The 14,839-nt window shown below is 44.4% G+C and carries 12 protein-coding genes; 4 read left to right on the forward strand and 8 right to left on the reverse strand.

The genetic code is table 11. The annotated features are described in order from the left end of the window. Positions 1–47: 47 nt before the first annotated feature. The 4 genes from H7708_RS03540 to ppnN all read left to right on the forward strand — a co-directional run bounded on the left by H7708_RS03540 (position 48) and on the right by ppnN (position 5,038). A complete protein-coding gene (locus H7708_RS03540; RefSeq protein WP_223669099.1) occupies positions 48–1,622 on the forward strand; it encodes a sensor histidine kinase in 1,575 nt (524 codons plus the stop codon). Positions 1,623–1,637: 15 nt separating this feature from the next. Next, positions 1,638–2,957, forward strand: a complete 1,320-nt coding sequence (locus H7708_RS03545) for a sigma-54-dependent transcriptional regulator (protein ID WP_223669100.1) — start codon at positions 1,638–1,640, stop codon at positions 2,955–2,957. Positions 2,958–3,072: 115 nt separating this feature from the next. Continuing rightward, the gene (locus tag H7708_RS03550) at positions 3,073–3,570 is read left to right on the forward strand and encodes a pilus assembly FimT family protein (RefSeq protein ID WP_223669101.1); all 498 of its coding nucleotides are present in this window, start codon (positions 3,073–3,075) and stop codon (positions 3,568–3,570) included. Between the two features lie 73 nt (positions 3,571–3,643). Further along, complete coding sequence (ppnN, locus tag H7708_RS03555) at positions 3,644–5,038, forward strand: nucleotide 5'-monophosphate nucleosidase PpnN (RefSeq protein ID WP_223669102.1); 1,395 nt, start codon at positions 3,644–3,646, stop codon at positions 5,036–5,038. A gap of 38 nt (positions 5,039–5,076) precedes the next feature. Here ppnN and H7708_RS03560 read toward each other — a convergent pair whose 3' ends face one another. From H7708_RS03560 to pbpC, 8 genes are all read right to left on the reverse strand, one after another. Then, entirely contained in the window at positions 5,077–5,679 is a 603-nt protein-coding gene (locus H7708_RS03560; protein WP_223669103.1) for a CAP domain-containing protein, read from the reverse strand. Next, on the reverse strand, positions 5,642–6,802 hold the full coding sequence (locus tag H7708_RS03565) for a mechanosensitive ion channel family protein (RefSeq protein ID WP_223669104.1): 1,161 nt from the start codon (positions 6,800–6,802) through the stop codon (positions 5,642–5,644). Before H7708_RS03565 ends, H7708_RS03560 begins: the two co-directional genes overlap by 38 nt. Before the next feature lie 87 nt (positions 6,803–6,889). Continuing rightward, entirely contained in the window at positions 6,890–7,828 is a 939-nt protein-coding gene (gene secF, locus H7708_RS03570) for a protein translocase subunit SecF (RefSeq protein ID WP_223669105.1), read from the reverse strand. Between the two features lie 13 nt (positions 7,829–7,841). After that, a complete protein-coding gene (gene secD, locus H7708_RS03575; RefSeq protein ID WP_223669106.1) occupies positions 7,842–9,770 on the reverse strand; it encodes a protein translocase subunit SecD in 1,929 nt (642 codons plus the stop codon). Between the two features lie 53 nt (positions 9,771–9,823). After that, positions 9,824–10,147 (reverse strand): preprotein translocase subunit YajC, encoded by a 324-nt coding sequence (gene yajC, locus H7708_RS03580; protein WP_223669107.1) that lies wholly within the window; start codon positions 10,145–10,147, stop codon positions 9,824–9,826. 49 nt (positions 10,148–10,196) lie between these two features. Then, complete coding sequence (gene tgt, locus H7708_RS03585) at positions 10,197–11,309, reverse strand: tRNA guanosine(34) transglycosylase Tgt (RefSeq protein ID WP_223669108.1); 1,113 nt, start codon at positions 11,307–11,309, stop codon at positions 10,197–10,199. Between the two features lie 12 nt (positions 11,310–11,321). Continuing rightward, complete coding sequence (gene queA / locus H7708_RS03590; RefSeq protein ID WP_223669109.1) at positions 11,322–12,377, reverse strand: tRNA preQ1(34) S-adenosylmethionine ribosyltransferase-isomerase QueA; 1,056 nt, start codon at positions 12,375–12,377, stop codon at positions 11,322–11,324. A 99-nt stretch (positions 12,378–12,476) separates the two neighbouring features. Further along, the gene (pbpC, locus tag H7708_RS03595) at positions 12,477–14,837 is read right to left on the reverse strand and encodes a penicillin-binding protein 1C (protein WP_223669110.1); all 2,361 of its coding nucleotides are present in this window, start codon (positions 14,835–14,837) and stop codon (positions 12,477–12,479) included. Positions 14,838–14,839: the final 2 nt, after the last annotated feature.

Below are 14,839 nucleotides of genomic sequence, written 5' to 3' on the forward strand. Positions count from 1 at the left end.
CACAACACTTAATCTTTGTTATGACAATGAGTTACGAAGGATCAAAAGTGCGAAATAACAATAAGAAAATTGAGTTTGGGTGGCAATTTCTGCGGTACTACGCCGTTACGAGGCTGATACTATGTCTGCTACTGTTATTGCTGCCTTTTCTTTTTCAGGCGCAGGACAAACTTTATGATGCGGATACCTATACAACAGCGGCCATCAGCTATTTAATTGTAGCGAGCCTGTTGCTTTTCATGGCTTTTGTCGAGCATCAGTTTAGAATACAAAGCATTATACCGCCGATCCTTGATATCTTTTTCATTGGGCTACTGGCCTATGCCGGATACCAAAGTACTTCGGTGTACATCTTGATCATGTCCCTGGTTGCCATCGTCGGCATTTTCCTTACCCGCCACAGAGGTGGCTTACTTTACGGATTACTTGCCTGTGGTGCGATTATTGTTATCCGGAATTATCGACTGGACGATATCAGCATCACAGACTTCTCTGATGTCAGCTTACAGATAGCGGCAATCTTAGCCGTTTCCGTTCTGGCAAACACGCTCGCACGGCGCATGACAGATTATGAAGTTGAAACCATTGAGCAACAGCACTCAATACATAACCTTCATACATTAAACAAACAGATTATTGATAAAATGAACCGTGGTGTCATCGTTGTCGACAGAGACTACAAGGTTCAGCACATCAACCAGACAGCCTGGTATGGCCTGGGGCTTCCTGAAAACCCGGTTGGTAAGCCACTGAAAACCATAGCGGATGAACTGGCTTACCAACTGGAAACTTCCACCCCAGTACAGGGTGATTTAACACGAGAAGGGCTGCCATTTAGAGCAACCAATACAGGCCCGCAATTACTGCCCCACTTCATACCTCTGGTCAAGGGCGAGAAGATCCTGATAACGCTGGATAACTACTCCGAAGTCTTAAAACGGGCGCACCAGCTTAAGCTGGCCTCGCTGGGACAGCTGACGGCGAACATTGCGCATGAAGTTAAAAATCCATTAAGTGCTATTAACCAGGCATCTCAACTCCTGGCGGAGACGGAAAATCTCTCTCAGGAAGAAAAAGAGCTAACAGCTATTATCCAGCGCCAATCAAAACGAATTAATGAAATTATTGAAAATGTACAAAAAGCCTCTAAAAGTAAGCCACCTAAAAGACAACAGTTCTTACTGCATGATTTTATTAAAAGCTTTACCCAGGAGTATCAGCAGGGGCTCAATTTTCAACCATCCATGACCGTTGAAAACATTGAAGACTCACTAACCGTCCACTTTGACAAAAGCCAACTGAAGCAGATCCTTGCTAATCTTTTTGATAATGGTCTGAAATACAGTTATCAAAATACCAAAGAGTATCGACTGCATATTGTAGCTGGGCAAGACCCTATCAGTGGTGACCTGTTTCTAGATGTTATTGATGAGGGGCCCGGTGTCAGCCTGGAAGACAAGGATAAAATCTTTGAACCCTTTTATACCACAGCTCATGATGGCACAGGCTTGGGTCTATACATTTCAAAAGAATTGTGTGAAGCTAATCAGGCTAGGCTAGACTGTATCCCTGTGGCTTTTGGAGGTGCTTGCTTCCGGATCAGTTTTGATAACTATCAATAAGGACATCACTACACTATGACACCGTCTCAGTCAAAAGTCTTACTCATTGACGATGAAGCAGATATCCGTCACCTGCTCACGATGACTCTCATTCAAATGAAACTGGATGTAGTGAGCTGTAAGGATCTAACTGAGGCGAAAGAAGTATTAAAGGAACAAACCTTTGACTTTTGCCTGACTGATTTAAAGCTTCCAGATGGTAATGGCTTGGATATGGTAAGTTACTGTAAAGCGCATTACCCCAATATGCCAATCGCCGTCATAACCGCTTATAGCACCACGGAAAAAGCCATTGAGGCAATGAAGCTCGGAGCTTTCGATTTCCTTTCCAAACCTATTGATTTGAATCACTTGCGACAGCTTCTTAAACATGCATTTAAATTTAATCAAAGCGAACAAAGCTATCAAAAAGATACGATTTACAAAGTCCTAACGGGCAATGATCAGCTTGTCTCAGAATTGAGACAAAAAATTGGTAAAGTAAAAAGCTCCCAGGCCCCAGTTGTTATTACTGGAGAGGCAGGCACAGGAAAAGAAGCTCTCGCACAAATTATCCATAAACAAAGCTCACGCTCTGAATCGCCAATTGTTTTTTTGGATTTCGAGGCCTACCATCAAGATAACCACGAAGATGTATTATTCTTAAACAACGATGAACACAGCAGTTACCTGTCCAAAGCTAACCATGGCACCCTTGTTCTCAACAACATTCAAATGCTTAGCAATCCTTTACAGAAAAGGTTTCTGCAAGCTATCGAAGAGAAGCAATTTCTGGTAGAGAACCTTGACGAACCGAGTCATCTTGACATTCGCGTAATCGTTTGTAGTGAACACCTGCTGAGCAGTTATGTTGAACACGGATTGCTTCGTGAAGATCTCTACTTTCGGCTCAATGTAATTAGTTTAGAAATACCCAACCTCCACGACAGGCAGGATGATTTTGAATTAATCGTCAATTCTTACCTTGAAGAGTTTGCTCCAGATAAAACCATCACTCAGGAAGCCATGGAAAAACTGCTACAGCATAAATTTCCATACAATTATCGTGAACTTGAGAACGTATTATCTAAGGCTGCAACTCTTGCAGATGGCGACACCATTAAAATCGATGATCTCATCATAGTAAGTCCCGGTGCTCCAACTAAAAAAATAGCGCCAGTCCCTAATAATGAACGTGGCGACATGGCACTCGATGAGTACCTTGAAGCTATCGAAAAGAAAGAAATTGAAAAGGCACTGGAAAAAACCCGTTGGAATAGGACTGAAGCAGCGAAACTTCTTAAAATCAGCTTTAGAACGATTCGCTACAAAATGAAAAAACTCAATATTGAATAAAAGACTTAGTTAAAACTGAGACATTTCCTACACATCAACACTAGCATGTCCTAATGTTTCATAGTCTGGGATAAGGTACCGTACAGTCTTCAGGTAACAGATAAGGAGACTGTACATGGAAAAAGGAATTTCCCTGATAGAGCTCATCATAACGCTGGCTATACTTAGCATCATTAGTGCTCTATCCATTCCACCGATGAAAAGGTTTATTGCTCAACAAAGCGTTATTGCCGACGTAAGACTTATTATTAATACGATAAATACTGCTCGTAATAAGTCAATTACGTTAAGAGAGCCATTAAAGATTTGTGGTTATACCACAACTGATACCTGCAGCAGTAACTGGCGTAAACTAAAAGTTACAGCGATCAACCAAAAAACAGTCCTGCACACCCTGACCTTGCAATCTGACTATAAACATGTGCACTGGTCAGCATTCCAACACAAACCCGGCCTAACCATAAATACCAAAGGATTTACTCATCACCAAAATGGAACCTTGTATCTTTGCCATAATCTCTACCCTAGCCTGCACAGAGCTGTAGTCGTAAGTAAATCAGGCAAAACATCGGTTAAGCAGGACTCAAGTAAACTACAGAGCAGATGTGGTTAATGCTTGAGATGATGGTTGCTAGCCGTGTGCGAATAATCTAAAGTAAAAGAAAGGATAATAAACTTTCGCCTAAATGAATTACACTGATATTGAAATCACAGCTGAATCCGGCTTAGAACTTTTAACGAATGATGAGATTGCTCGCCTTAGTGAACACTCTCAAGGCGGCGATCATGAGTTATTTAAGAAGTGCATTCTCGCCGTGCTCAATAGCACACAAATTACGGACGAACTTACTCTGTATGAAGAGCAATTAAAGTACTTTGACGTTGAAGTTCTACAGCTCAATAAAGGCGTTAAACTAAAGCTAAAGAATGCTCCTAGCACTGCCTTGGTTGACGGCGCAATGATTCAGGGTTTAAAAGAGCAGGTCTTTAGTGTTTTAAGAGACATAGTGTTCCTAAAACAAGAGTTGGAATCAAACTCTCGAATTGACTTTAATTCGAGTAACGGTTGTACCAATGCGATTTTTCACATCCTGCGGAATGCCAAAGCGCTAAAACCCGGAGTTGATCCCAATATGGTCGTTTGCTGGGGAGGTCATGCCATACCTGAATTTGAATATCAGTATACCAAAGAAGTTGGTTATCGACTGGGATTAAGAGGCTTAGACATCATCACTGGCTGTGGTATCGGTGCCATGAAAGGTCCAATGAAAGGGGCTCTGATAGGCCATTCTAAACAACGCATCAACGATGGTCGCTATATTGGCATAACCGAACCCGGTATTATCGCTGCAGAGTCCCCCAACCCCATTGTCAACGAACTCATCATCATGCCAGATATTGAGAAACGCCTGGAAACCTTTGTTCGACTGGGGCATAGCTTCGTCGTCTTTCCAGGGGGTGTTGGAACAGCTGAAGAGATACTTTATATTCTGGGTATTCTGCTCCACCCTGATAACAAAGACACTCCCTTTCCGCTCATCTTCACTGGCCCAAAGGAGTCCTCACCTTACTTTGAAAGAATTGATCGCTTCATCGGCGACACGCTGGGGCCTGAAGCGCAGTCAAAGTATGAAATAATCATTGATGACCCGGTTGCCGTTTCTCGTTCAGTACAGAAAGGAATACGCGCTGTCCGGGAATATCGAAAAAGTACCCACGACGCATTCCATTTTAACTGGCAGCTGCAGATTTTGTGGGACTTTCAGGAGGCATTTGTACCGACCCATGACAATATGGCAAAACTAAACCTAAGCGCCGAACAACCCATCCATTTATTAGCGGCCAATCTCAGAAAAGCATTTTCTGGTATTGTCGCAGGCAATATCAAAGAAAAAGGTATCTGTGAAGTTGCCAAACATGGGCCTTACCATATAAAAGGAGACATTGATGTCATGGACCAACTGGACTCGTTATTAGAAGCTTTTGTAAGCCAAAAACGCATGAAATTAAATGCGGAGAGCTATGTCCCTTGCTATAAAGTCTTAAAACCCGAGGGCGCAAAAGAGCACTTGCCAGTTTAAGAGAAGTGGCCAGTCAGAAATAATAGCTGGCACCAAACTCACTTCATAGGTTTGCTGATAGTGTTCATATCGTCTTCGTCATAGGCTTCAGGATCAACCTGAACCTCCTCCTTTTCGGCTGCGATATAAACGACCCAATAGTCAACGTGTGGGCTATTCCAATTATAAGCATAACCAACACCAATATCGTTTTGCTGTAAGAAAAAGTCGTGCTCGCCAAATAAATGAACGCGGTGATGGTAAGAGTTTTTAAAGTTATCCAGTACCTCAGAGGCTCTTGAGTAGCCCCCTTGCACTGCTTCTACATGGTTCAGCCCAACAGCTCCGGTCGGAACGTATAGGCTATAACCTGCATCAATAAGCCGCTGGTCTGGCGTTCCCCCCTCTCCATAGTGAGTCACTTTTCCGCTATTAGCCATTTCTTCAGCTTTTGCCTGAGCAATTTTAGTCAATAGATTGTGGCAATGTAGCTCACTTCTTAACTGATCCTGATCTTGTACAACTAACTTTGCTAACTCCCTTGCCTGCTCATTGAGACCACACTCTTCATAATTATCATTGTTATCTTGCTTTACTTCTGATGCATGAAGAGAAACACTTAAACTAGCTGTTAGAAATATTCCCAGGCCACTCTTTAACATATAAGTCCTGCTTGCTATAGGGTATTTCAATACCCTTTTCATTAAACAACCGATGAATTTGCATGATCAGCTGATGCGATATCAGTCCTTTTTGCTCAGGCCGTTCGATCCATGCCATAAACTGCAGATCAATGCTGGAGCCACCAAAAGCTCGGAACCTTACCCGTGGTTCAGGACTTTTGCATAAATCATCCCGCTCTTCAGCCATTTCAAGCAGCACATCATGCACTTGCTGCAAGTCACTATCATAGGAAACCCCGACATCAATACGAATACGCGTCTTTTCCCAGGGCCCGCCACTCTCATTAACAATCTTAGCATTCCCCATCACTGAGTTAGGGATTGTTACCTCGACATCATCCCGAGTCAATAGCCGTGTGCTTCGAATACCGACGTGAGTCACTCGTCCTCTTTCACCAGTGTCCAAAAGAATATAATCGCCGAGCTTATAAGGGGAGTCTGCAACAATGAAAAAGCCCGAAAAGAGGTTGGCCAGAGTATCTTTGGCGGCAAAACCTACCGCGATACCAACAATACCGGCTGAGGCTAACCAGGCAGTCGGATCAATTCCCCACGATAGTATTAATACATATAAACCCGCACCGACGATGAGTAATTTTGTCGTAATATCCAAAATGGGGATGGTACGTTCTTCAATAAACTTAAAACGATGTTTATTATTAGAGAATGCCTCGAGAGCAATGCGGGTAATCTTCAACAGCTTGATCATCAAAGACAGTATTAACAATGTCGCAACAAAGCGCTTCAAAAACGCATCAATACTCTGTGAAAACTGCAAGGCTTCAATAGCTAATAACAAAGACAGGAAGAAAATAATGGAATAGATGGCTTTAGCCAGAACAGCAAATAATTGGTCATCGAATTGCCCCGATGTTTTATCGGCAAACTTGCCGAGAACACTACGAAACAGCCATTGTGCCAACTTGGCAAGAATAAAACCCAGAGCAATAACGACAGCTGCCAATAACCAAGGGTTGGATTCTAAGCTTTCCCATAATGGCGCAACCGCGTCGGGCAATGTTGACTTAATATCGCTCAACATTTCCTCCGCGACCTGATTATCGGTATCAACAGACTGCTTATCAGAACCTTTTTCTGCCATATGCTATTCCTTTTTATTCCCCATAAAAAACGGCCTAGAACTTTTCATTCTAAGCCGTTTTTAAAGAAATACAAATCGTTCAACTATTTAAGGTGTGTCGAACTCCTCGCCTTCCTTCTCAATTTCAGGTGGCATCAAGTCTTCTTTCTTAACGCCTAGTAACAGTGCTACAGGGCTTGCTACATAAATAGACGAATAGGTACCAATAAACACACCCACAATCAGAGCCTCAGCAAACGAATGGATCGTTTGGCCGCCGTAGAAGAACAACGCCAATAACACCAGCAAGGTCGTAATCGATGTCATTAATGTACGAGACAAGGTCTGATTTAAAGAAGTATTAACGATGTCATCAGACGTTCCTTTTCGTATTCTCAAAAAGTTCTCACGAATACGATCAAAAACAACGATGGTATCGTTCAGTGAGTAACCGATAATCGCTAATAATGCAGCAAGTACGGTCAAATCAAACTCTACGGCCGTTACCGAGAAGAAACCAACAATAATGATGACATCGTGTGCTAAGGCTACAACAGAGCCAACAGAGAACTTCCACTCAAAGCGTAATGCCACATAAATCATGATACAGATCAGGGCCACCAGCATAGCTAACCCGCCCTTTTCCTTAAGCTCTTCGCCGATGACCGGGCCTACAAATGACTGGTCCCGCTTGGTAACTTCTGCACCATCGGCTCGTAACGCCTGTAGCACTTCGTCACCCACTTTTGCATTCTCAATATGGTCCTGCTGAGGCATACGAATCTGCACCACTTTAGCCGAACCAAAGTTTTGCACAACGGCACCTTTAATCTGAATACCATCCAATTGTTCATGAATTTTAGGGATATCAGCATCTTGCTCATAACCAACTTCGATCAAAGTACCGCCAGTAAAATCTAAGCCATAATTTAGGCCTTTTGTGAAAAATGACGTAATCGAACCAATGATCAATAATAACGATAATGCCATTGCGAACTTACGCAATTTCAAGAAATCAATATTGGTGTCTTTATTTAATATTTGCATAACTTACTCCTACCTATATTGATAACTTTTTGACAGTTCTGCCGCCATACATCAGATTCACAACGCCTCGACTGACGAAAATGGCTGTAAACATAGACGTCAAAATACCAATGAATAAGGTAATCGCAAAGCCTTTCACTGGACCGGTACCAATCGCGAACAGAATAATCGCGGCAATCGCCGTGGTGATGTTAGCATCGGCAATGGTTGAAAGTGCCTGCGCGTAACCTTTATCAATTGCTTGGGCCGGACGCGTGCCAGCACGCAGTTCTTCACGAATACGCTCAAAGATAAGCACGTTAGCATCTACCGCCATACCAACGGTTAATACGATACCGGCAATGCCCGGCAACGTTAGTGTTGCTCCCATCAGCGACATCACGCAAACAATCAAGACAAGGTTCAAACTAAGTGCAACATTTGCCACCAGACCGAACAGCTTGTAGTAAAGTAGCATGAAGGCCAAAACCAAAGCAAAACCGATGATGACAGAGGTCACCCCTTTTTCGATATTCTCTTCACCCAGCGTTGCACCAATGGTTCTTTCTTCGACAATAAACGTCGGTGCAATCAAAGCACCCGAGCGCAGCTTTCTAGCTAAATCTTGTGTTTCAGCTTGCGTGAAGCGCCCCGTAATCTGGAACCGACTACCGAAAGGACCATTAATATTCGGAGCACTAATTAAACGCTCTTCAAGCTTAGAGCCAACCAGTACACGCTTACCATCTTTAATATCAAAAATAGGTCGAGACTCTTTTAAGATCATCGCCAGCTGATTATTAACATTTTCAGCTGTAGTGCGTGACATTTTGGAGCCTCCCTCACTATCAAGGCGAACAGAGACGATAGGCTCGTTGGTTTGAGGGTCAAAGGTTGCAGTAGCATTCGTCAGGTGGTCACCTGAAACTTCTACATCGTTATACACCAGAATCGGACCATATTCAGAGTCAAATAACTTACTATCCGATGGCACGCGACCGTTACGGGCCGCAACCACATCGCCTTCATGATTAACTAAACGAAACTCTAAGCTCGCGGTAGCACCAAGGATTTGCTTGGCCAGCGCCGAGTCTTGGACTCCGGGTAATTGAACAACGATACGGTCAGCACCCTGACGTTGAATCAACGGCTCTGCGACACCTAGCGAGTTGACTCGTGTACTCAAAATTAAACGGTTCTGTTCAATCGCATTGTCACGAATTTCCTGTAACTTCTGTTTATTCAAAGTACCTCGAATAACCGGACGCCCACCTTTTTCTTCAAGGCTTAGTTCAATTCGATTAGCATGATCCTGATACAAAGCCTTATACGCACGTTCAGCGTCTTCCTGATTACGGAAACTCAATAACATGCCATTTTCAATTGGCTCAACACGACCACGAATTGATGGTTCCTGATCAGTCAGAGTATCAATAAAATCGCGACGCAACTGATCTTGCTGGCGCTTCAGCGCCTGCTCCATATCAACCTGCATTAAGAAGTGAATACCACCTCTTAAGTCCAAACCAAGCTTCATCGGTGCCCCACCAATATCTGCTAACCACTGAGGAGTAGCTGGCGCCAGGTTTAAAGCCGTAACGTAATTCTGATTCTCCAAAGTTGGGTTCAAGACATCACTAGCAGCCTCACGCGCTTTTAACTGATCTGCGGGTTTTGAAAAGCGTGCGATAACCTTTTGTACACCCTCTTCCCCAATAGAAGATGGCTTAACACTGATAGGTTCGACACCTTTCTCTTCCCAGGCCTGCTCAATTTGCTCTAACTGGCTTTGCGTGATTTTAGTATCTCGTAACCCAGAGAGCTGAACAGCTGGATCTTCACCGAAAATATTGGGCGCGGCATATAAAAATGCCAGAGCCAATACAATGATAATCAATACATACTTCCATTTTGGGTAGGTATTGATCGGTAATTGTTGTTGGTTTGGTTGATTGACGAACATAATTTAACCTGTTTTTTATAAGACAAAGCCCAACCTGAGTTGGGCTTCACGCATTATTCTTCGATAGATTTAATGGTGCCTTTTGGCAGCGTTTGAGCAATCGATGCTTTCTGGAATTTAATATCCATGCCTTCTGATAAGCTCAAAACCACATAATCATCTTTAATTTTGCTGATTTTGCCAATGATACCACCAGTAGTCATCACTTCGTCGCCCTTCTCCAAAGCGCCCATCATTTCTTTATGTTGCTTCATTTTCTTTTGTTGTGGACGAATCATCATGAAGTACATGATTAAAATTAACGGTACAAACATGACCAAGAAGCTCATTAAACCGCCGCTTTGACCTGACGCACCAGCTGCTGTTGCTAATAACATTGATAGTTACCTCTGTTTTTAATAATTAAATAACTTATAAATCAAATAATTAGAGTGGAGGCACAGGCTTACCCTGTCCCTCATAAAATTCTTTTACGAAGTCGGACAATTTACCTGTTTCTATAGCCTTTCGCAATCCATCCATTAAATTCTGATAGTAATGTAAGTTATGGATAGTATTAAGTTTTGCTCCGAGCATCTCATTACACTTATCTAAGTGGTGTAAATAGGCTCGACTATAATTTTCACAGGTATAGCAATCACAGGCCTCGTCCAACGGCCCAGTGAATGTTTTATTGTGGCTATTGCGCAGCTTTACAACCCCTTTACTGGTAAAAAGATGTCCGTTGCGTGCGTTTCTGGTCGGCATCACACAGTCAAACATGTCGACACCACGCCTTACGGCTTCAACGATATCCTCTGGCTTACCAACGCCCATTAAGTAACGCGGCTTTTCTTGAGGCATATCTGGCGTTAAGCTGTCCAATACCTTCAGCATCTCATCCTTCGGTTCGCCCACCGATAAGCCACCAATAGCATAACCGTCGTAACCAATCTCCATCAGACCAGCCAATGATTCTTTACGTAAATGCGGGTACATACCGCCCTGGACAATACCAAATAAAGCTGAAGGATTGTCGCCATGAGCCTCTTTACTGCGCTTAGCCCAGCGTAACGATAGCTCCATGGATGCTCTTGCCTCTTCTTCAGTCGCTGGATAAGGCGTACATTCATCGAAGATCATGACAATATCAGAGCCTAGCTTGCGCTGAACGTCCATCGCTTCCTCTGGCCCTAAAAAGACTTTTGAGCCATTCACAGGTGAGCGAAACTCAACGCCTTTCTCGGTAATCTTACGCATCTTACCCAAACTAAAGACCTGAAAACCGCCCGAATCGGTCAGAATCGGCTTATCCCAATTCATAAAGTCGTGTAAATCACCATGCTGCTCGATAATATCCGTTCCGGGACGCAGCATCAGGTGAAACGTGTTACCCAGTATAATTTCAGCGCCGAGAGTTTTGAGTTCTTCTGGCGTCAAACCTTTTACCGTGCCATAAGTTCCCACTGGCATAAAAGCTGGTGTCTGGATGGTGCCACGCTTAAAGGTTAATTGTCCCCGACGGGCCTGACCGTCTGTCGTATTCAAGTCAAACTTCATAATCTTTATACACTAGCCTTCTATTTCTGGATGTTTGCCACTGTATGGGCAAGTTATAAACATGGAGTCACCATAGCTGAAGAAGCGATATTGTTCTTTTACTGCCGCAGCATAAGCATCAAATATATGCTTTTTGCTGGCAAAAGCACTCACCAGCATCATCAGAGTAGACTCTGGCAAATGGAAATTAGTAATTAAGGCATCCACCGATTGAAACTGATAACCCGGATAAATAAAAATATCGGTCTCGCCAGAGCCAGGTTGTATGCCTTCATCTTGCGAAGAGGCCGACTCCAGACAGCGCACTGAAGTTGTTCCTACAGCAATAACCCGACCACCACTATCTCTCGTTGCTTTGACTTTATCACAGACTTCCTGCCCAACCTCGTACCACTCCGAGTGCATCTTGTGTTCGAGAATATTGTCCACACGAACCGGCGAAAAAGTACCAGCACCAACATGGAGCGTGACAAAAGCCGTATCAACACCTTTATCCGCAATTTTAGCCAGCAGGTCGTCATCAAAGTGCAAACCAGCCGTTGGTGCTGCAACCGCACCTTCGACTTCGCTATAAACCGTTTGGTACCGCTCTTTATCCGACAGCTCATCCTCACGATCAATATACGGCGGCAGCGGCATATGTCCCACCGCCTGCATCACTGAATGCCAGTCACCGGATAACAGCTTCAACTGATACAAAGCGCCATCTTTGCTAATAACTTCCAGCTCCGTCCCTTCCTCTAAAACCAGTCTGGTACCGGGTTTCGGACTACGGTTAGCGCGAACATGGGCAATGGCTTCATTATCAGACTCAACCCGCTCTATTAAGATCTCAACCTGCCCGCCGCTTGCCTTTTTACCAAATAAACGCGCGGGTAAAACTCGCGTATTATTGAACACCAGTAGATCATCAGGCTGAAGAAAATCAACCAGTTGGAAAAATTTATTATGCTGAATATCACCGTTTTCACCGTCGAGGCGCAATAAGCGGCTGGCGGTACGCTGCTCCGTAGGATAACGGGCAATGAGCTCATCAGGAAGCTCGAAATGGAAGTCTCTTAATTGCATAAAGTGCTGACCTTACGGGGTCATGACAAAATAATGCGCCTAGTTTATCGGTAAAAGCTTAAAACGCAAGGGCTAGCGCGCAAATTATCGTTTGCCGCACTAAGGCTCAACTCGGAACTGCAGCTCAGCGAAAGCCCCGGTCGCATCAACTACTATCACCTCATAATCGCCGTGAGACAGGTTCTTTAATGAAACCATAGTATTAGACGATAAGGTGTCGATTAACTGTCCATTCAAAAACCAATACGGCTCCCCCGTGGCTCCATCTACCCGTAGCTGTACCTCAGGAAGGGTTTCGTGGTTCGGCTCGGCATAGAGGGTTGAATCTGGATCGACACCAGTAATACGTGGCTTGCTCGAGCCCACACTCTCGATACAGCCTCTTAAATACTCAGGCAGTAGACTCTCACTACGGTATGGCTTCGCGATCCATGGTTCCAAACTCTTAGGCCATAGTGCAAACTCTTTAATCGTCGTCGCACCGTCAAAACACTGATGGTTAACCCGCTTCCCAGTCGTTGGATCCACTTGAACTTGAACCAGGCCATGACTCCAGTCACCGCTCAAAGGGTCTGCCAAGGTCACCGGGGCAGTATCGTCAACTAAAAAGGCAGAGCGTTTCTTATGACAATTTTCTTTTGACTGTAGAGATGCAATCGTTCCCAGTGGCCAGCAAATATCTTCCATAGCGACATTCCCTGGGCGACGAATGGGCTGTATCCAGTCCTGCGGCAGAATATTCAAAATCCGTTCCAGAAGCGGTACTGCCGTGGTTCGCCCACTGTTATTCACACTAAAGGAACCATCCGGCATACCCACCCAGACACCAATGGTCACTTTTTGATTTGAGGCCAATACCCAGGCATCCCTTGCGCCGTAACTGGTTCCCGTTTTGTAGGCAATCTGGTTGCTTGTTCGGAAATAACGATGACTCATCTGATTGTTTAATGGCACCTGCCATAAAATATGCTGAATAATCCAACTTGCTTCTTCGCTCATCAGCGGCAGTTTTTGATAAGGTTCATCGCTATGCAAGCGTAGCCGAACAGCATGACCTTCACTACCCAGAGATGAAAACAGGCCCACCAGTTGCTGCAGGTTAGCACCACCGCCACCAAGAGCCAGGCTCAGGTTTGGCGAAGCAGACTGAGGTAAAGATAATTTTAAACCGGCATTAGTGAGCTTCGCATAAAAATATTTCGGTGATAACTCATTGAGAATCTGCACCGCTGGCATGTTCAGGGAACGACCTAGAGCCTGCGACACACTAACCGCCCCATTGAAGTGCTCACTAAAATTTTTCGGCTTATAGCCCTCAAAAGACTGCGGCACATCAAAAAGCAACGACTCCGAGTGAATCAGTCCCTGATCAAGCGCTAATCCGTAAATAAACGGCTTCAAAGTTGAGCCAGGCGAACGCGTCGCCTGAGTCATGTCTACGTAACCGGAGCGCTTAGCATTAGCAAAATCGGCACTGCCGATATAAGCCAACGGCAAGGCGGAAGCATTGTCCATCACAATTACCGCCGCCGATAAGCCCTGTTCCTTACCACGAATATAGTCGGCAACGGTTAACTGAATATCCGTTTGCAGCACTCTGTCAATGGATGTATTGACCAAACGACTATGTGGATAACGGTTAACAAGCTCTCGACTGAATAGCGGCGCTAAAAAAGGTTGTGTATTGTACTCGGCCCACACATCCTCCTGTTTTATTTCATTGACCACATTTTGTGGCCACACCTCAAATTCCGCTAATCGATCCAGCAACTTATCTCGTTGGGCCTTTGCGCGCTGAGGGTGTAAATCAGGCCGGTTCCAGGACGGCGCTTGCGGTAAAATGGCCAGCAACGCAGCCTCTGACGCTGTTAAATCTTTGGAGGGTTTGCCTAAGTAGGTAAAGCTGGCAGCTTCTACACCTTCAATCGTTCCCCCAAAAGGCGCATAGTTTAGGTAATAAGTCAGGATCTCATCTTTCGAGTAATGCCACTCAAGCTGTAACGCCCGGAACATTTGCTGAAGCTTACCGCCGATACTCTTTTCGTGTGGCTCCAGAATACGAGCAACCTGCATGGTTAAGGTCGAAGCCCCGGAGATCACTTCTCCGTGGTAAATAGCCTGCCCAACGGCCCGAGTTAAAGCTAAAGGATTGATCCCTGGGTGCTGATAGAAGTACTGGTCTTCGTAGTTAATCAAAGCCTCGAGGTACAACGGAGAAACGTCATCAATTGTTACCGGATAACGCCACACGCCCTGTTCATCAGGAAAAGCTCGTAGTGGCTTTCCCTCGGAGTCAACGACTAACTGGGCAAAGCTACGTTGCTCAAAGTCTTTAATGGGTAAAGGGAAAAGTTTATCCAGTAGCCAGAAAGAACAAAAGCAAATCACGGCCAATATGAGCAGACGCTTGAGGCTTTTAAACCAAAAGTGTCTGCTCAGGATTCGTTTTACTTTAGGCATAA

Source organism: Kangiella shandongensis, assembly GCF_020005365.1.
Taxonomy (GTDB): Bacteria; Pseudomonadota; Gammaproteobacteria; order Enterobacterales; family Kangiellaceae; genus Kangiella; species Kangiella shandongensis.